17 protein-coding genes are annotated in these 15805 nt (G+C 60.1%); 8 read left to right on the forward strand and 9 right to left on the reverse strand.

Annotated features, from left to right (window positions below):
* Positions 1-107 precede the first annotated feature (107 nt).
* From ACA069_RS17110 to ACA069_RS17120, 3 genes are all read right to left on the reverse strand, one after another.
* The gene (locus ACA069_RS17110) at positions 108-1220 is read right to left on the reverse strand and encodes a succinylglutamate desuccinylase/aspartoacylase family protein (protein WP_497614515.1); all 1113 of its coding nucleotides are present in this window, start codon (positions 1218-1220) and stop codon (positions 108-110) included.
* Between the two features lie 187 nt (positions 1221-1407).
* Positions 1408-2187, reverse strand: a complete 780-nt coding sequence (locus ACA069_RS17115) for an ABC transporter substrate-binding protein (protein ID WP_497614517.1) — start codon at positions 2185-2187, stop codon at positions 1408-1410.
* Positions 2188-2433: 246 nt separating this feature from the next.
* Positions 2434-2862 carry a rhodanese-like domain-containing protein gene (locus ACA069_RS17120; protein ID WP_401267624.1) on the reverse strand — a complete coding sequence of 143 codons (429 nt, stop codon included), beginning with the start codon at positions 2860-2862 and terminating at the stop codon, positions 2434-2436.
* A gap of 102 nt (positions 2863-2964) precedes the next feature.
* Between ACA069_RS17120 and ftrA the strand changes: the two genes are divergently transcribed.
* The 4 genes from ftrA (at position 2965) to ACA069_RS17140 (ending at position 5487) form a co-directional block, all read left to right on the forward strand.
* Positions 2965-3939, forward strand: a complete 975-nt coding sequence (ftrA, locus tag ACA069_RS17125) for a transcriptional regulator FtrA (RefSeq protein WP_497614519.1) — start codon at positions 2965-2967, stop codon at positions 3937-3939.
* 437 nt (positions 3940-4376) lie between these two features.
* Positions 4377-4751 (forward strand): DUF6124 family protein, encoded by a 375-nt coding sequence (locus ACA069_RS17130; RefSeq protein ID WP_497614521.1) that lies wholly within the window; start codon positions 4377-4379, stop codon positions 4749-4751.
* 2 nt (positions 4752-4753) lie between these two features.
* Positions 4754-5023, forward strand: coding sequence for a hypothetical protein (locus tag ACA069_RS17135; protein ID WP_187678384.1), 270 nt, complete (start codon positions 4754-4756; stop codon positions 5021-5023).
* Between the two features lie 152 nt (positions 5024-5175).
* Positions 5176-5487, forward strand: a complete 312-nt coding sequence (locus tag ACA069_RS17140) for a helix-turn-helix domain-containing protein (RefSeq protein ID WP_497614523.1) — start codon at positions 5176-5178, stop codon at positions 5485-5487.
* 84 nt (positions 5488-5571) lie between these two features.
* Here ACA069_RS17140 and ACA069_RS17145 read toward each other — a convergent pair whose 3' ends face one another.
* On the reverse strand, positions 5572-5910 hold the full coding sequence (locus ACA069_RS17145) for an FKBP-type peptidyl-prolyl cis-trans isomerase (RefSeq protein ID WP_401267615.1): 339 nt from the start codon (positions 5908-5910) through the stop codon (positions 5572-5574).
* 164 nt (positions 5911-6074) lie between these two features.
* Here ACA069_RS17145 and ACA069_RS17150 point away from each other — a divergent pair, with 164 nt between their 5' ends.
* Positions 6075-7154, forward strand: a complete 1080-nt coding sequence (locus ACA069_RS17150) for a diguanylate cyclase domain-containing protein (RefSeq protein ID WP_497614525.1) — start codon at positions 6075-6077, stop codon at positions 7152-7154.
* 9 nt (positions 7155-7163) lie between these two features.
* Here the strand turns inward: ACA069_RS17150 and ACA069_RS17155 are convergent, their stop codons facing one another.
* Complete coding sequence (locus tag ACA069_RS17155; protein ID WP_497614527.1) at positions 7164-7472, reverse strand: RcnB family protein; 309 nt, start codon at positions 7470-7472, stop codon at positions 7164-7166.
* A 294-nt stretch (positions 7473-7766) separates the two neighbouring features.
* Here ACA069_RS17155 and ACA069_RS17160 point away from each other — a divergent pair, with 294 nt between their 5' ends.
* Positions 7767-9059 carry an MFS transporter gene (locus ACA069_RS17160; protein WP_497614529.1) on the forward strand — a complete coding sequence of 431 codons (1293 nt, stop codon included), beginning with the start codon at positions 7767-7769 and terminating at the stop codon, positions 9057-9059.
* Between the two features lie 12 nt (positions 9060-9071).
* The gene (locus ACA069_RS17165) at positions 9072-9839 is read left to right on the forward strand and encodes a substrate-binding domain-containing protein (protein WP_401267607.1); all 768 of its coding nucleotides are present in this window, start codon (positions 9072-9074) and stop codon (positions 9837-9839) included.
* Here ACA069_RS17165 and ACA069_RS17170 read toward each other — a convergent pair.
* Positions 9829-10743, reverse strand: coding sequence for a LysR family transcriptional regulator (locus ACA069_RS17170; RefSeq protein ID WP_187678392.1), 915 nt, complete (start codon positions 10741-10743; stop codon positions 9829-9831). The two genes, ACA069_RS17165 and ACA069_RS17170, sit on opposite strands and share 11 nt — an antisense overlap.
* A 127-nt stretch (positions 10744-10870) precedes the next feature.
* Here ACA069_RS17170 and ACA069_RS17175 point away from each other — a divergent pair, with 127 nt between their 5' ends.
* Positions 10871-12679: a monovalent cation:proton antiporter-2 (CPA2) family protein gene (locus tag ACA069_RS17175; protein WP_187678393.1), complete on the forward strand. Its 1809-nt coding sequence runs from the start codon at positions 10871-10873 to the stop codon at positions 12677-12679.
* Between the two features lie 128 nt (positions 12680-12807).
* On the opposite strand, the gene hcnC is transcribed toward ACA069_RS17175, so the two are convergent.
* Genes hcnC through ACA069_RS17190 form a run of 3 tightly spaced genes read right to left on the reverse strand, consistent with a single transcriptional unit; the run spans position 12808 to position 15780 of the window.
* The gene (hcnC, locus tag ACA069_RS17180) at positions 12808-14067 is read right to left on the reverse strand and encodes a cyanide-forming glycine dehydrogenase subunit HcnC (RefSeq protein WP_401267603.1); all 1260 of its coding nucleotides are present in this window, start codon (positions 14065-14067) and stop codon (positions 12808-12810) included.
* Positions 14060-15469, reverse strand: a complete 1410-nt coding sequence (hcnB, locus tag ACA069_RS17185; RefSeq protein WP_497614532.1) for a cyanide-forming glycine dehydrogenase subunit HcnB — start codon at positions 15467-15469, stop codon at positions 14060-14062. Before hcnB ends, hcnC begins: the two co-directional genes overlap by 8 nt.
* Positions 15466-15780 carry a (2Fe-2S)-binding protein gene (locus tag ACA069_RS17190; RefSeq protein WP_095190222.1) on the reverse strand — a complete coding sequence of 105 codons (315 nt, stop codon included), beginning with the start codon at positions 15778-15780 and terminating at the stop codon, positions 15466-15468. The genes hcnB and ACA069_RS17190 overlap by 4 nt, the downstream gene beginning before the upstream one ends.
* Between the last annotated feature and the right edge of the window lie 25 nt (positions 15781-15805).

Consider the following 15805-nt stretch of genomic DNA (forward strand, 5'->3'; position numbering starts at 1 on the left):
CTTCCTTCACAGGGTGTCGGGTTCGGGGGGAGCCTAACACTCTGAAGCAGGGATCCAAATATTGAGGTACTGCCAGCGATGAGGCCTTCAGATCCGCCGCAGAGCTGTCAGTCGTTAGTCAGCTTGCCCGTGCGAAACGGCAGCCGCCCCGCCACTTTCGCCTGCCAGATCCCCGGCTCGGTATAACGCCCGCGATCCAGCGCAAACAACACCCCGCTGGTTCCGGCACGCACGGTGGTCAACTGATCCTTCAACGGATCCACCACCTCAAAAATCGCATCGCCCTTCTCGACCCACTCGCCCGCATTGCGCAGGAAACTCACCACGCCATGGTGCGGGGCAAACAGGTATTCGGTGCCGGCGAACGGCATGCCTTCACAGCACTCACTCGGCGCCGCCGGCCATTCACCGCTGATGAAACCCTGCTCCGCCAGAAACCCGAGAATCGCCTCGCAATTGGCTTGGGCCTGATCAACCCGAGTGTCGCCCATGCTGCCCAGCTCCAAAGTGGTCGCAAGGTTGGCCGCCGGGATCGCCGCGTCCGGGAAGGCGCGCGCCAGACGCAGCCACGGTGTCGAGCAAGACTCGTCAAACGAACTGCCGCCGGAATCTTCACACAGCAACGCCACGCCCGCATTGATCCGCGCCGCCAGCGATTGCCACTGCGGCCAGTGTTGCGGCAGCGCGTAAAGATGAATCGACGCCTCGAAATCGCAATGCAGGTCGAGGGTAATGTCGGCGTCGCAAGCATGACGCAGGAGCAAGCGATGCAGCGCTTCCAGTTGCGAGGCCGGTGCTGGCAGATCATCGAAGACCCGGCCCATGGTCTGACGGATCAGCGCGATGTTGGCGTCGGCATCGGCGCCCAATTGATCACCGATCAACGCCGCCACCGGCGCGCTGAGTTCGACAAACCCACGGTTGAAATTCTTGCCGCTGCCCAGTTCGAAGCGGCCCATGTGAGCGCTTTGCAGATGCTGGTCCAGGCCGATCGGGTTGGCCACCGGCACCAGCTCGATCACGCCTTGCAAACGACCTTGTGCTTCGAGTGCGTTCAGGCGTTGTTTGAGTTCCCAGGCGGTGCGCATGCCCGGCAGTTCATCGGCGTGCAGGCTGGCCTGGATGTACACCTTGCGGGTGCCGGCGCCATAACGGAACACGCTGAGGGAGCGCTCGCTGCCCAAGTGGCTCCAGGGCAGAACATGGTCGATGCGTTGCATAAGAAAACTCCGCGAACTCTGTAGGAGCTGCCGCAGGCTGCGATCTTTTGATCTTGTTTTTCAGGATCAAGATCAAAAGATCGCAGCCTGCGGCAGCTCCTGCATTGGAAAGGTGTGATGCAGGATAAATCATGGGCACAAAAAAAGTGGCCACCGCGTAAACGGGGCCACTTTTTTCTACAGCCTATTAATGGCCGTACACGTCAAAGTCGAAGTACTTGTCCTGCACTTGCTTGTACTTGCCGTTGGCGCGGATTTCGGTGATGGCCTTGTTGAATTGCTCAGCCAGAGCGGTATCGCCCTTGCGCACTGCAATCCCGGCGCCGCCGCCGAAGTATTTGGCGTCTTCGTAGGTCGGGCCGACGAATTCGAAGCCTTTGCCCGCGTCGGTTTTCAGGAAACCGTCGCTCAGGTTGACCGAGTCGGCCAGCATCGCGTCAATACGACCCGAGACCATGTCCAGGTTGGCTTCCTGCTGCGAGCCGTAACGTACCAACTGGATCCCGGCCGGCACCAGCACTTCGGTGGCGTAGCGGTCGTGAGTACTGGCACGCAGTACGCCGACTTTCTTGCCTTTGAGTTCGGTCAGCGGGTCTTTGACGCCGGAACCTTCCTTCATCACGAAGCGAGCCGGGGTGTGGTAGTACTTGATGGTGAAGTCGACGTTTTTCTTGCGGTCGTCAGTGATGGTCATCGAAGACAGGATCGCGTCGATCTTCTTCACTTTCAGCGCCGGGATCAGGCCATCGAATTCCTGCTCGACCCAGGTACATTTGACTTTCATCTGCTCACAAAGCGCATCGCCGATATCCACGTCGAAACCGGCGAGTTTGCCGTCAGGGGTTTTCATCGAGAACGGCGGGTATCCGGCTTCGATACCGATGCGGATCGGCTTGGCGTCTTCGGCCACAGCGGTCAGGGACAACATCGACAGTGCCAGGGCACCAAACATCACTAGCTTCTTCATTTATAACTCCTGTGTGCGGAGGCTTTTATTGGCAGCTTTCGAGTCAGCGTCCGGTCATGGCCATTTACAGGCAAAAAACCGAAGTGGCCGGCAGTCTATGGCGGCGCGCACAGGGCAGATTGTTTTTAAGCGACAAATACTTACAGAAGATCGGCGCACCAGCTGAGCGGTGTCAATCGGTGCGCCGTCGTGGTGCAAAGGCTGTAGGACAAGCCCTGCTTTTGATCAAAAAACCTGAAAAGTCAGTCAGCATTCACATCCAATAGGTGCGCTTGCTGATTGCGCAGCGCTCAACGCAAACCCTTCGTCCAGCCATCCGGTCACGCCGCCGATCATCTCCTTGACCGGGTAACCCAGTGCTGCCAGTTTCACCGCGGCCTTGTTGGCACCGTTGCAATGCGGGCCGGCGCAATAGACCACGAACAACGTGGTTTTCGGATAACTCGCCAGTGCTTCAGCCGTCAGCAAACGCCCCGGCATATTGATCGCGCCCGGCACATGGCCACGTTCGAAAGCCAACGGTCCGCGCACATCGACCAGCACAAAGTCGACCTCACCGGCCTCTTGGCTGCTGAATACGTCGGAACAATCGGTTTCGAAGGTCAGACGGTTGCTGAAATGCATCAGGGCAATCGCTGACGGGGCGGCAGGAATTTCGCGAACCAGACTGGTCATGGGGTATTGCTCCTACATCTGAATGGGTGTGGACAGACTTTATCGAGCCGCCGCTTGCCGCTACAGTGGCGCACAAGACACTCACCGGGAATTTTCCGCCAAATGCCCACATCATCCAATCTGGTCGCGATTCTGGCCTACGACGGCCTCTGTACTTTCGAGTTCGGCATTGCCGTGGAGATCTTCGGTCTGGCCAGGCCGGAGTTCGATTTTCCTTGGTACGAGCATGCGATTGCTGCGGTCGATCAAGGGCCGATGCGCGCCATGGGCGGGATTCAGGTATTGGCCGATGGCGGTTTGGAACTGCTGGCCGAGGCCCGCACCATCATCATTCCCGGCTGGCGCGACCGTAATGCTGCGGTGCCTCCCGAATTGATCGACGCACTGCGCCAGGCCCATGCCCGGGGAGCGCGACTGTTGTCGATCTGCTCGGGGGTATTTGTGCTGGCAGCCACCGGCCTGCTCGACGGCCACGGCGCCACCACTCATTGGCGTTACACCACTGAACTGGCGCAACGCTTTCCGGCGATTGCGGTTGATCCCGATGTGCTTTATGTCGATTCGGGCCAGTTGATCACCTCGGCCGGCAGCGCGGCCGGCATTGACGCCTGCCTGCATCTGGTGGCGCGGGACTTCGGCACGCAGGTGGCCAATTCGGTGGCGCGACGACTGGTGATGTCGCCGCAGCGCACCGGCGGTCAGGCGCAATTCATTCCGACACCGGTGAGCGCGACGCCGCGCAATGACCTGTCGCGGGTGATGCAGTGGGCGCGCGAGCGCTTGCATGAACCACTGGAGGTGCGCGATCTGGCCAGTGAAGCGGCGATGAGTCAGCGCACTTTTTTACGACGGTTCAGCGAGGCCAGCGGTCAGTCGCCCAAGGCGTGGTTGCAGCATGAACGCCTGGCCCGGGCGCGAGAGTTGCTGGAGAGTACGGATCAACACACCGAGCAAATTGCCGAACGCTGTGGTTATCGGTCGGTGGAGAGTTTCCGGGTGGCGTTTCGTGGCGTGGTCGGGGTGCCGCCGTCGGTGTATCGGGAGCGGTTTGGGCGTGGGGTGAAGGTCAGTTCTTGAGTGAATTTTGAAGGCCCCATCGCGAGCAGGCTCACTCCTACATCTTGGAATGCGTTCCCCCTGTAGGAGCGAGCCTGCTCGCGAAGAGGCCCGGTAAAACGCAGCATCATTTTGGCATCAGCCATGAGGCTACAGCGCCTTGCGCCTTTGCCTACAACTACGCCAGAATCCGCCGGCTTGTGCGGCTTGGGGGTCGCCGGTAACTTGGTTCGCGTCACTGAAGGGTCAGTGATCGGGTTTAGTCGCTCGGTGTTATCTCAAGTTCGCAAGCTGTTATTCAGTCGGGTATTTCCATGCCTGCACTCAATGGCGGCTGTGCGCAGGGCGCTTTCGAGCGCGCCGGTAAAGCTTGGGATGCCGGTCGACTAACCTGCGTATAGCTGCCACCTAATGTTTAGTCGCAAAACGGTGTCAGCCTCATTGAGGTTTCCCAGCACATGTTCAAAATAACGCCAAATCCGCCTGAAACAGGCGCGGAAATCGATCCAAATCCAACGTCCCCCTATTCCACCCCGGGCTCCAGAAAACTTCACGAAGCCGCCGAACGCGCCCTCGATCACTATCTGAAACCCACACCGCCTTCACCACCACGCAAACCCAGCACCATGTTCCTCGTTGACCCGAACACAGGCACCGAAGACCTCATGGCCCACGCCTGCGAATCCATGGCTTCGGCCAGCGTCATGCTCAGCGACTTCGCCGCCCTGCTCGACTCGCCCTACCGCAACACCGTTCTCGGTATCCAGCAAATCGTCATGCTCGGCGAACTCGCGGTCAACCGCGCCCTCGACAAACTCGACCCGAGGCAATGACCATGACCCATAAAACAGATGCACAGGTCGTCGCGGCATTGATTGCCATGGGCTTCAACGAACGGGACAGACGCTGGGCGCAGAATGCCTGCCTGGTGCTCTTCGAAAGCGAACGAGAAACCATCGTCGCCTCCGCCGTCACCGCCCTCGCCCAACTCGATGAGCTGGAAGTCGACGCCGTGCTGCCCGCACTGCACCGTGTGACACGCCGCTTCCCATCACTGCAAAGAACCGTGGCCGACACACTAGCCGAGATGGCCCACGCGGCCTGATTGACCGCGTGATCGTTCTTCGCGAGCAAGCTCGCTCCCACATTGATCTGCGGTGTACTCAACCGCAATCAACTGTAGGAGCGAGCCTGCTCGCGAAGGCGTTCTTTCTGCTCACGAATATCTGAAAGCCAGACTCCAGGAAGGCTTAAGTCATGAAGGAACATCATCCGCGCTTCCAGCGCTATTCAAATGTCTGGGATGCACTGGAAGACACGCCGCAAGATGCCGCCAATATGCGCCTGCGGGCCAAGCTTATGCGCACGCTTTGCGAGACCATTCGAGCGTGGGAGCTGCCTCAAAAAGAAGCTGCTCAACGCTTGGGCATTACTCAGCCGCGACTCAACGACGTACTCAATGGCAAAATCGACAAGTTCTCTTTGGATGCGCTGGTCAATCTGTCAGCCGCAGCAAAGCTGGAGGTAGACATCTGCTTCCCGATGGGCCAACCGCTGCAATGGGCCTGAAAGAACGCTGACCCGCCGCCAGCACGCTCAACCAAATGATGAGGGGCTTCGCTCCTCTCAGGGCCAAAACGGTCCCCGCCCACCTCAATCCTCCCGTGTCAGCACTTCCAACAACTCAATCTCAAACACAAGATTCGAATTCGGCGGAATTTTGCCCATCGTCCGCTCGCCATATCCCAAATGCGCCGGCACCAGCAGTTTGCGTTTACCACCGACCTGCATGCCCATCAGTCCCTGATCCCAACCCTTGATCACCCGCCCAGTACCGATCACACACTGAAACGGTTTGCCACGGCTGTGGGAAGAATCGAACTCGGTGGCGTCTTCCAGCCAGCCGGTGTAGTGGGTGGTGATCAGCGCGCCTTTGACGACGGCTTTGCCCTCGCCCACCTCAAGATCGATTACCTGCAGTTCATCATTCATGACATTCACTCTATATGTTCGGCCGGCCGCCGTTTTCCCAGAATTGCCGGTAGTTCGCAACCCATTTACGAAGATAGGCGCTGTATCCGAACCCGTATCAGAACTATTAAGATAGCCAACCGCCATTACTTCACGGATCGCTTCGCCATGCCGGCAGCTCCCGAATGACCCAACTCTGGATAAGTCTTGCAATCGGCACGGTGATGCTTGCCGTCATCGTCCTGCTAATCTGGCGCGAGCGCGGTTTGTGCAACCAGCTCGACGAGTACCGTGAGCTGCTGACCCGCGCCGCCGATGGCCAGAACATTCATCAGGACGGCGACGTCGAGCGCTTCAAGCGCAGCCAGTATTTTGCGCGCATCGGCACCTGGGACTGGGAGGTCGACACCGATCGGTTGTATTGGTCGGACGCGATCTACGGCATGTTTGGCTTCAAGATCGGCGAAATCACTCCGTCCTATGCATTGTTCTGTTCCTGCGTACACCCGGACGACCGCGTCAGGGTTCGCGCCGGTGAATTGCGCTGCCTGGAAACCGGGGAAAATCACGACGAGGAGTACCGCGTGGTCTGGCGCGACGGCACGATTCGCTGGCTAAGGGAAACCGGCAATGTGGTGAAAAACGACCACGACGCAGTGATCAAAATGATGGGCGTAGTGCGCGACATCACTGAAGAAAAAGCCTCCGCCAGTTACCTCCAGCATCTAGCCCATTTCGATCCGTTGACCGGCCTGCCCAATCGTCTGGTGCTGGAGGAGCGGCTGTCGGAAGCGCTGGATCAGGCGCGCCAGAGCAGCACTCGGGTGGCGCTGGTGTTTGTCGATCTCAACGGGTTCAAAAACATCAACGACCGCTACGGTCACGCCGCTGGCGACCGCGTATTGATCACCACCGCCACACGCCTGCAACGCATCCTGCGTGCGACCGACACCGTCGCGCGTATCGGCGGCGACGAATTCGTGGTGGTACTGCAAGGACTGACGCCGGGCCTTGACCTGCAGGATGAAGCCCGCAGTATCTGTCAAAAAATCTTCATCGAACTGTCCCCACCGATCAGCATCGGCAACGACCAGCGCCACATCGGAACCAGTCTGGGCGTCGCGATGTTTCCCGATCATGCGTCGACCATGGACAGGCTTTTGCACATCGCCGATCTGGCAATGTATGAGGCCAAGCGCAGTGGGAATAATCAGTATCGGTTGGGAGGGCAAAGCCCTGCGCATTTAAAGGCGCAAGGCTTTTGAATCGCGGACTTAACGCTCGACCGGTTGCATCTCGACAATCGTCCCGTTGGTGATCATCACCATCACGTACTTGTCGTTGATTTGCACCCACTGCGCCTGTTCGACCGGTGCTTTCAAGCCTTTCTGCTTCCAGTTTTTCAACGCTTTCTCGCTGCGCTGATAAACGTCGGGAGCACGGTCATTGACCTTCAGCTCACGGTCGCTGACCGGGGATTGCACGGCGGGTTCGCTTGAGGTTTGCGCCGCTTGAACAAGTGGGCTGATCCCGGCAATGCCGGCGACGAAGGCCAGGCTGGCGATTAGGGTTTTGCTGTTCATCGGTGAACCTCTTGAGATGGCTGATACCTGAACTCCGACTGCTGAGATCTGGAAACATTCCTTGTTTTTGCGCGTGTGGATCAGAAGATAGCCGTCGTCAGCCACGCCGCCATCGCAGGCAGGCTGGCTCCCACAGGTTTATCAATTGCCTGAAGGGATTGATCCGCTTTGCACATCAATCCATGCCAACAATGCAATTAACATATTGTTACACCTGCGCCACCATCCGCCTCAATAAAAACCGTGCGCCGCCCTCCCGTAGCGCACGTCATAAAAGCGGTGGAGTACTTTTCTATGACAGCCTCAATCCCACACGGCGGCTCGCGGGCCGGCGCCATTTTCCGGGTGACCTCGGGCAACTTCCTCGAACAGTTCGACTTCTTTCTGTTCGGTTTCTACGCCACGCAGATCGCGGCGGTGTTCTTTCCGGCGAGCAGTGAATTCGCCTCCCTGATGATGACTTTTGCAGTGTTCGGCGCAGGCTTTTTGATGCGTCCGCTGGGGGCCATCGTGCTGGGTGCGTACATCGATGACGTCGGTCGACGCAAGGGTTTGATCGTCACCCTGTCGATCATGGCCAGCGGCACGATATTGATTGTGCTGGTGCCCGGATACGAAACCATCGGTTTGTTAGCCCCGGCGTTGGTGTTGATCGGGCGCTTGCTGCAAGGCTTCTCGGCCGGTGCAGAACTGGGCGGCGTTTCGGTTTACCTCTCCGAGATCGCCACGCCCGGTCGCAAAGGCTTTTTCACTGCTTGGCAGTCGGCCAGCCAACAAGTAGCGATCATCGTTGCCGCCGCGTTGGGCTACGCGCTGAATGCGTGGATGGCGCCAGAGGTGGTTGCCGATTGGGGCTGGCGCATTCCGTTTTTCGTCGGTTGCATGATTGTGCCGTTCATTTTTTTCCTGCGCCGGAATCTGGCGGAAACCGAAGAGTTCGCCGCACGCAAACATCGTCCGAGCATGAAAGAAGTGTTCCGCACGTTGGGTCAAAACTGGGGCGTGGTGCTCGGCGGGATGTTGATGGTCGCGCTGACCACCACGGCGTTCTACCTGATCACTGTGTATGCGCCGACCTTCGGCAAAACCGTGCTGCACCTGAGCACGTCCGATGCGTTGCTGGTGACCCTGTTGGTCGGTGTATCGAACTTCTTCTGGTTGCCGATTGGCGGCATGTTGTCCGACCGCATCGGCCGTCGTCCGGTGCTGATCGCCATGTCGCTGCTGGCGCTGGCCACGACTTACCCGGCGCTGTCGTACCTGGTGCAGGCGCCGAGCTTCAGCCACATGTTGCTGTCGTTGCTGTGGCTGTCGTTTATCTACGGCCTGTACAACGGCGCGATGATTCCGGCGCTCACCGAGATCATGCCGGTGGAAGTCCGGGTCGCGGGTTTCTCGCTGGCCTACAGCCTGGCCACGGCGATTTTCGGCGGGTTCACGCCAGCAATGTCGACTTTCCTGATCCAGTACACCGGCGACAAAGCCGCGCCGGGTTACTGGATGAGCATCGGTGCGCTGTGTGCGTTGCTCGCCACGCTGTACCTCTATCGCCGCGCGGGCGGCCGTCTGCAACCCGTTGCGGCATAAGGAGCCTTCAACATGAAAAAACTATTCAACCTCACCGCCCTCGCCCTTTTGGCTTTCAGCGCTTTGGCGCACGCCGAAGAGGTGCGGGTGATGACCTCGGGCGGCTTCACTGCTGCCTATAAAATCCTCGGGCCGAAATTCGCCGCCGCGACGGGCAATACGCTCGACACCCAGCTCGGCCCATCGATGGGCAAGGCACCGGAGGCGATCCCCAATCGTCTCGCACGCGGTGAACACGCAGACGTGGTGATCATGGTCGGCTACGCCCTCGACGATCTGATCAAGCAAGGCAAAGTCGATCCGGCTTCGCGGGTTGAGCTAGCTGATTCGCGGATCGGCCTGGTGGTGCGCGAAGGCACGCCGAAGCCAGACATCAGCAACGTCGAAGCCTTGAAGAAAACCCTGCTCGACGCGCAGTCGGTGGCCTACTCCGACAGCGCCAGCGGCGTGTACATCGAGGAGCAGTTGTTCAAGAAACTCGGGATCGAAGATCAACTCAAGCCGAAGGCCAAGATGATCGCGAAAATCCCGGTGGGTTCGGTGGTCGCCACCGGTGATTATCAATTGGGCTTCCAACAGGTCAGCGAATTGTTGCCGGTGCCGGGGGTGAGTTTTGTCTCGAAGATTCCGGAATCGGTGCAATCAGTGACGCGCTTCGCTGCCGGGATTCCGGTCGGCGCGCAGCATCCAGCCGAAGCCAAAGCGTTGCTCGCCTACCTCGCCGCACCCGCCGCCCAGGCTGACGTGCAGGCTACCGGGCTGGATTCGGTCAAGCGCTGATCGTTGGCGGCTGGACTTTCATTTCCACCACCAGCCGCTCCAGCTCCAATGCCGCCGGGGTCAATGTGCGACCCCGGCGCTTGATGATGCCGACACTGCGCATCACTTGCGGATCGGTCAGCGGCACGCGCGTCAGGATCGGATGATCCGGTCCCGGCAGCGCCATCAGCGGCACAGCTGCCACACCCAACCCCGCCTCCACCAGACCAATCATCGTCGTCACATGCCGGGTTTCGCAGATGCTCTGGCGCTGCGGCACCACGCTGCTCAGCGCCTGATCAAGCAAAAAACGATTGCCCGAGGTTTTGTCCAGCGAGATGTAATCCTGCTGATAAAACTCGTCCCACGTCACGCTGCTACGCCCGGCCAACGGATGATCACGGCGGCACGCGACGACGTAGCACTCCTGCACAAGCGGCTCGAAGTCGACTTTGGCATCCTGTGTGCCCAAAAAACTCAAACCGAAATCCGCCTCGCCATTGACCACGGCGCTCAATACATCGTGGGCGCTGGAGTCGAGCACTTTGACTTTGATCCGCGGGAATTGCCGGTGGTAATGGGCGACCACGCGCGGCATGAAGTAGTACGCCGCCGAGGGTACGCAGGCGACCGTGACGTGACCCAAGCGGGTCGAAGCTACTTCGCTGATACCGAGCAACGCCACGTCGAGATCATCCAGCAAGCGCTCGACACTCGGCATGAAACCCCGCCCGGCCTGGGTCAGGCTGACCTTGCGCGTGGTGCGTTCGAACAGCTTCACGCCGAGGGCGTCTTCGAGTTTCTCGATGCGCCGGCTCAGTGCTGGCTGCGACAGGCGCACGGTGTCGGCGGCCTTGCGAAAACTGCCCTGCTCGACCACCGCGCGAAAGGCTTGCAGGTCGTTGAGGTCGAAGTTGATGGCCATGGCGGAGACTCGAAAGATTGATTCGCTGAGGCTATAAATGTAACCAATTGATGCATTTTATTACAGGCTCGATGAAGATCGCCCTTATCCTTGTCACCCCCGCCGTACCGCTGTCAGGAGTCAATCAATGCCCCATGAAGGCAATCTGTTACAAGCCGCTGTCGTGTTTCTGTTCGCCGCCGTGCTCACCGTGCCCTTGGCCAAACGTCTGCAACTGGGCGCTGTGCTCGGTTATCTGTTTGCCGGGGTCATCATCGGCCCGTCGGTGCTGGGCCTGATCGGCAATCCGCAGAGCGTGGCGCATATCTCTGAGTTGGGCGTGGTGTTGCTGCTGTTCATCATCGGCCTTGAGCTGTCGCCGCGACGGTTGTGGGTGATGCGCAAATCGGTGTTTGGCGTGGGTCTGGCACAGGTGCTGCTGACCGCCTCGGTGATCGGCGTGCTGGCGTTGTCGGTCTTCGGGCAGCCGCTGAACAGTGCGATTGTGCTGGGCCTCGGTCTGGCGCTGTCGTCCACCGCATTCGGCCTGCAAAGCCTGGCCGAACGCAAGGAACTGACCAGCCCCCACGGACGCCTGGCCTTCGCGATTCTGCTGTTCCAGGACATCGCTGCGATCCCGTTGATCGCGCTGGTGCCGATGCTCGCGGGTGTCGATCACCACACCAGCACCGCTGACGATGTGCGTCACAGTTTGCAGGTGCTCGGCGGCATTGCCGTGGTTGTGGTCGGCGGGCGCTATCTGTTGCGTCCGGTGTTCCGCGTGGTGGCGAAAACCGGCTTGCCGGAAGTGTCGACCGCCACGGCGTTGCTGGTGGTGATCGGCACGGCGTGGTTGATGGATCTGGTCGGTGTGTCAATGGCGCTGGGGGCGTTTCTGGCCGGTTTGCTGCTGGCGGATTCAGAGTATCGCCATGAGCTGGAAGCGCAGATCGAACCGTTCAAAGGCCTGCTGCTCGGGCTGTTTTTCATCAGCGTCGGCATGGGCGCCAATCTCGGTCTGTTGCTCAGTGCGCCGATCACCGTGCTCGGGCTGACGCTGCTGTTGATTGGCTTGAAGCTGCCGCTGTTGTTTTTGGTGGGGCGTCTGGCCGGCGGGCTGAACAAGATCAGTGCCATACGCCTCGGCATCGTGTTGGCAGCGGGCGGTGAGTTTGCCTTTGTGGTGTTCAAGATCGGTCGCGATCAGGGTCTGTTCGAACCGCGTTTGTACGACTTGCTGGTGCTGACCATCACTCTCTCGATGGCGGTGACGCCATTGTTGCTGTTGATCTGCGCGCGACTGGTCAGCCCCAAGGTGCAACCGGTGGAAGTGCCGGAGAAGTTCCGCGAGATCGACACCGACGCCCCGCGCGTGGTGATCGCCGGCATGGGGCGGATGGGCCAGATCGTTGCGCGTATTCTGCGCGCGCAGAACATCAAGTTCGTGGCACTGGACACCTCGGTGGAAACCATCGAACTGTCGCGCAGCTTCGGCGGTGTGCCGGTGTTCTACGGTGACCCGATGCGCCCGGAAATCCTCAATGCGGCCAAGGTCGGCGAGGCGGAATATTTTGTGATTGCCACGGATGATCCGGAGACCAACATCAAGACCGCCGAGATTGTCCGCAAGCTTTACCCGCACATGAAAATCATCGCCCGGGCACGTAACCGTCAGCACGTTCACCGCTTGGTGGATGTCGGCGCTGAAGCGATTCGTGAGACTTATTACTCCAGTCTGGAAATGAGCCGGCGCACGCTGGTCGGCCTCGGCCTGACCCAGGCGCAGGCCGATGCGCGAATCAAGCGCTTCAAACACCACGACGAACAGGTGCTGGAGGCACAACACGCGGTCTACGATGACGCCGCCAAAGTCCTGCAAACCGCCCAGGAAGCCCGGGCGGAACTGGCGCGGTTGTTTGAGTCGGATCAGTTGGAAGAGGAATCGCGCAAGGCCTGAGTCTTACTCAAATCCCAATGTGGGAGCGAGCCTGCTCGCGAAAGTGCTGTGTCAGCCAACACTTCGACAACTGACAGATTGCCTTCGCGAGCAGGCTCGCTCCCACAGGGGATGGTGGTGGACTCAGGTCAGGCCATTTCCAGCTCGAGTTCCTGCTTGACCGGGGCAGTCTCAAACCGATCCGCCAGAAACGGCGTGATGTCCAGCGGCAACGGCTCGTCGTTGACCAGTTTGTCCAGCAACACGCCGGTAATCGCCGAGGTCAGAATCCCGGTGCGGAAGTGCCCGCAGGCATTCAGATAACCCTCCACCCCACGCATCGGCCCGAGGATCGGCAACTCATCCGGCGAGCCCGGACGCAACCCGGCCCAAGTGCGTTTCAGGTTGACGTCTTTGAGCTCCGGCAGACAACGCACCGCGCCCTGCACCAGCCCGGCGATTTCCGGGTAGGTGGTGGTGACGTCGAAACCTTTGTCTTCGGTGGTGCTGCCAATCAGGATCTCGCCATTGTCCTTTTGCGCCACGTAACAATCGCTGGTGGTCAGGCAGCCGTTGAGGATTTTCGGCATGCGCTCGGTCAGCAGAATCTGGCCTTTCACCGGCTTCACCGGAATGCGAATGCCGGTGGCCCACTCGCTCAAATCCGCCGCCCAGGCACCACCGGCGTTGATCAGCGTCTTGCAGTGGAACACGCCCTCCTCGGTGGTCTGTACGCCGGTCACACGCGTGCCGTGGTGCAACACGCCGGTGACGTTGGTGTTGACGAAGATGTCGACGCCATTCTGCCGCGCCCCTTCCATGTAGGCATCGGCGAGGCGGAACGGGCTGACCTGGTGATCGCAGAGAAACTCCAGCGCCCCGCGTGCTTCATGGCTGACGCTCGGTTCGGCTTCGCGCAGCGCGGCTTGATCGAGCCAGCGCACCTGATCGGCCAGATGCGGAATGCAGCCGACGATGTGCTCGGCGTAGAGCCGATCCTCGTCGTCATAAATCACGAATTTCAGCCCGGTCTTTTCGAACTTGAAATCCATGCCGTGGTTGTCTTTCAACTCACGGTGCAGCGCCGGGTACAGCGCGTTGGATTGCAAGGCGAAATCGAAAAACGACTCCGGCAGAATGTGCGGTGTGCTGGCGTCCACCGCCACCGCCGCGCCTTGGGTTTCACGCTTGCGGTTAGCCGACATCATGCGAAAGAAAATCACCCCACAGCCAAGCCCTACCGACTCGCCGATCGCCCATAACCCACCGGCCGACGCACGGGTCGCGTTGCCCGGGCGCTTGGCGTCGATCAGTGCAACCTTGAGCTCTTTGCGTTTGGACAATTGATAGGCGCAGGACGCCCCGATCACACCGCCGCCGGCGATGATCACGTCGTAGAACTTACTCATGGGAAGCGGCCTCCGTGCCGACATTCTGGAACGCGGAAAAAGGGATCGGATCAATCGGGAAGCGCGGGCGCAGCCAACCGACATCTTTGCGCCCGGTGGCCTGGCGCAAACGGTCGCTGCAATAGCCGACGCACATGCGACCCTGGCAATCGCCCATGCTCACGCGGGTACGCATTTTCAGGCTGGCGATGTCTTGCACGCCTTGCTCCAGCGCCCGGTCGATATCGGCGCGGGTCGCGTGTTCGCAACGGCAGATCACCGTGTCGGCGGCCGGCAATGCAGTCTGGCCGATGCCGCGTTCGGTGTAGCGATCGACTGCCGCGCGGAAACGCACGATGGCTTTCAGTTTGCCCAGATACCGGTCGCGGCGTACCCGCGCCAGCTCCTCTTCAAGCACACCACGTTGCAGCAGGATCGACGTCGCCGCGATCTTGCCCGCGAGCATCGCCGCTTCACCACCGCGAATCCCGCCCATGTCACCGGCAAGATGCACATGCGGCTCGTTGCTTTGCTGCCAGATGTTCGAATTGGCGCGCAGATAGCCGTCATCGCTGAAGCCGTGATCCAGGCCCATCTGCTGACTGAGTTGCGTGCGCGGAATGAAGCCGTAACCGACCGCTAGCGTCTTCGCTTCAAAGCGTTCGACGCGGGACAGGTCCGGCTCCCAGGTGGCCGAGTACGGCGCGACGCTGACGCTTTTCAGTTCGCCCTCACCGTGGGCTTCGACCACGCCCCAGCCGTAGTTCATCGCGATGCCGTGCAGTTTCAGGTAGGCGAGCATGCTCAAGCCATCGAGGAACAGTTGCGGCTTGTTCAGCAGCGCGAGGCTTTCGCGGGCGATCTTGCCGAACGCGCAGGCCTCATACACGCCCGCGACTTTGACACCTGAAGCATGCAGTTGTGTCGCCACCAGCGGCAGTAACGGCCCGGTGCCGGCAATGATCACCGGCCCTTGCGGCTTGACCACGCCACTCTTGATTTGCAGTTGCAGGCCGCCAAGCAGAATCACCCCCGGCAAGGTCCAGCCGGGAAACGGCACGCTGCGTTCGTGGCAACCGGCAGCCAGCAGCAATTGCGGATACTCGATCTCGTGCAGTTGCTCGTCGCCGTCCAGCACCACCAGCGCACGGGTGCCTTCGGCGCCGACTACGCGATGGTTGAGGTGCACGTCGATCAGTCCGGATTGCTCCTGGAATTCGCCGTGCAGTTTGCCCAATGCTTCGGAGTAACGCGGCCCCAGATAATCCAGCTGCACGCCGTCGCGCAACGGCCCGCGATAGACCACGCCGCCGAGTCGCGAGGCTTCTTCCAGCAGCGTACAACGTACGCCGTGGCGCGCCAGTTCGATGGCCGCCGCCATCCCCGCCGGGCCACCGCCGACGATTACCGGTTGCAGGCTCATACAACCTCCTGCGCGGCGACGCGGTTGACCTGGGTTTCAATCTGCATGCCGTCACGCACGACGGTCTGGCAGGCGCGGCGTTTGTGGCGACCGTTGATTTTCACCAGGCAGCACTGGCACACGCCCATGCCGCAGTAGGCGCCGCTGATCTGGTCATGATCGTTGCGTGCAATCTGGCGCACACCGAGGGATTGAATAACGCTGAGGACGGTTTCGCCGATGGCGGCGGTGACCGGTTGACCGTTGATGTGGACGGTCATATCCGCCTGCGCCAAGGGCTGGATATCGAAGGTTCGTTCTAGGCAGTGCATTGCGGTGTTCATCCGTGAAGATTCA

It is taken from the genome of Pseudomonas sp. LBUM1652 (assembly GCF_059716105.1).

Bases quoted from the DNA above. Each gene is read 5' to 3' on its own strand.
- ACA069_RS17110 (WP_497614515.1), bottom strand. From the start codon at position 1,220: ATGCAACGCATCGACCATGTTCTGCCCTGGAGCCACTTGGGCAGCGAG.
- ACA069_RS17115 (WP_497614517.1), bottom strand. From the start codon at position 2,187: ATGAAGAAGCTAGTGATGTTTGGTGCCCTGGCACTGTCGATGTTGTCC.
- ACA069_RS17120 (WP_401267624.1), bottom strand. From the start codon at position 2,862: ATGACCAGTCTGGTTCGCGAAATTCCTGCCGCCCCGTCAGCGATTGCC.
- ftrA (WP_497614519.1), top strand. From the start codon at position 2,965: ATGCCCACATCATCCAATCTGGTCGCGATTCTGGCCTACGACGGCCTC.
- ACA069_RS17130 (WP_497614521.1), top strand. From the start codon at position 4,377: ATGTTCAAAATAACGCCAAATCCGCCTGAAACAGGCGCGGAAATCGAT.
- ACA069_RS17135 (WP_187678384.1), top strand. From the start codon at position 4,754: ATGACCCATAAAACAGATGCACAGGTCGTCGCGGCATTGATTGCCATG.
- ACA069_RS17140 (WP_497614523.1), top strand. From the start codon at position 5,176: ATGAAGGAACATCATCCGCGCTTCCAGCGCTATTCAAATGTCTGGGAT.
- ACA069_RS17145 (WP_401267615.1), bottom strand. From the start codon at position 5,910: ATGAATGATGAACTGCAGGTAATCGATCTTGAGGTGGGCGAGGGCAAA.
- ACA069_RS17150 (WP_497614525.1), top strand. From the start codon at position 6,075: ATGACCCAACTCTGGATAAGTCTTGCAATCGGCACGGTGATGCTTGCC.
- ACA069_RS17155 (WP_497614527.1), bottom strand. From the start codon at position 7,472: ATGAACAGCAAAACCCTAATCGCCAGCCTGGCCTTCGTCGCCGGCATT.
- ACA069_RS17160 (WP_497614529.1), top strand. From the start codon at position 7,767: ATGACAGCCTCAATCCCACACGGCGGCTCGCGGGCCGGCGCCATTTTC.
- ACA069_RS17165 (WP_401267607.1), top strand. From the start codon at position 9,072: ATGAAAAAACTATTCAACCTCACCGCCCTCGCCCTTTTGGCTTTCAGC.
- ACA069_RS17170 (WP_187678392.1), bottom strand. From the start codon at position 10,743: ATGGCCATCAACTTCGACCTCAACGACCTGCAAGCCTTTCGCGCGGTG.
- ACA069_RS17175 (WP_187678393.1), top strand. From the start codon at position 10,871: ATGCCCCATGAAGGCAATCTGTTACAAGCCGCTGTCGTGTTTCTGTTC.
- hcnC (WP_401267603.1), bottom strand. From the start codon at position 14,067: ATGAGTAAGTTCTACGACGTGATCATCGCCGGCGGCGGTGTGATCGGG.
- hcnB (WP_497614532.1), bottom strand. From the start codon at position 15,469: ATGAGCCTGCAACCGGTAATCGTCGGCGGTGGCCCGGCGGGGATGGCG.
- ACA069_RS17190 (WP_095190222.1), bottom strand. From the start codon at position 15,780: ATGCACTGCCTAGAACGAACCTTCGATATCCAGCCCTTGGCGCAGGCG.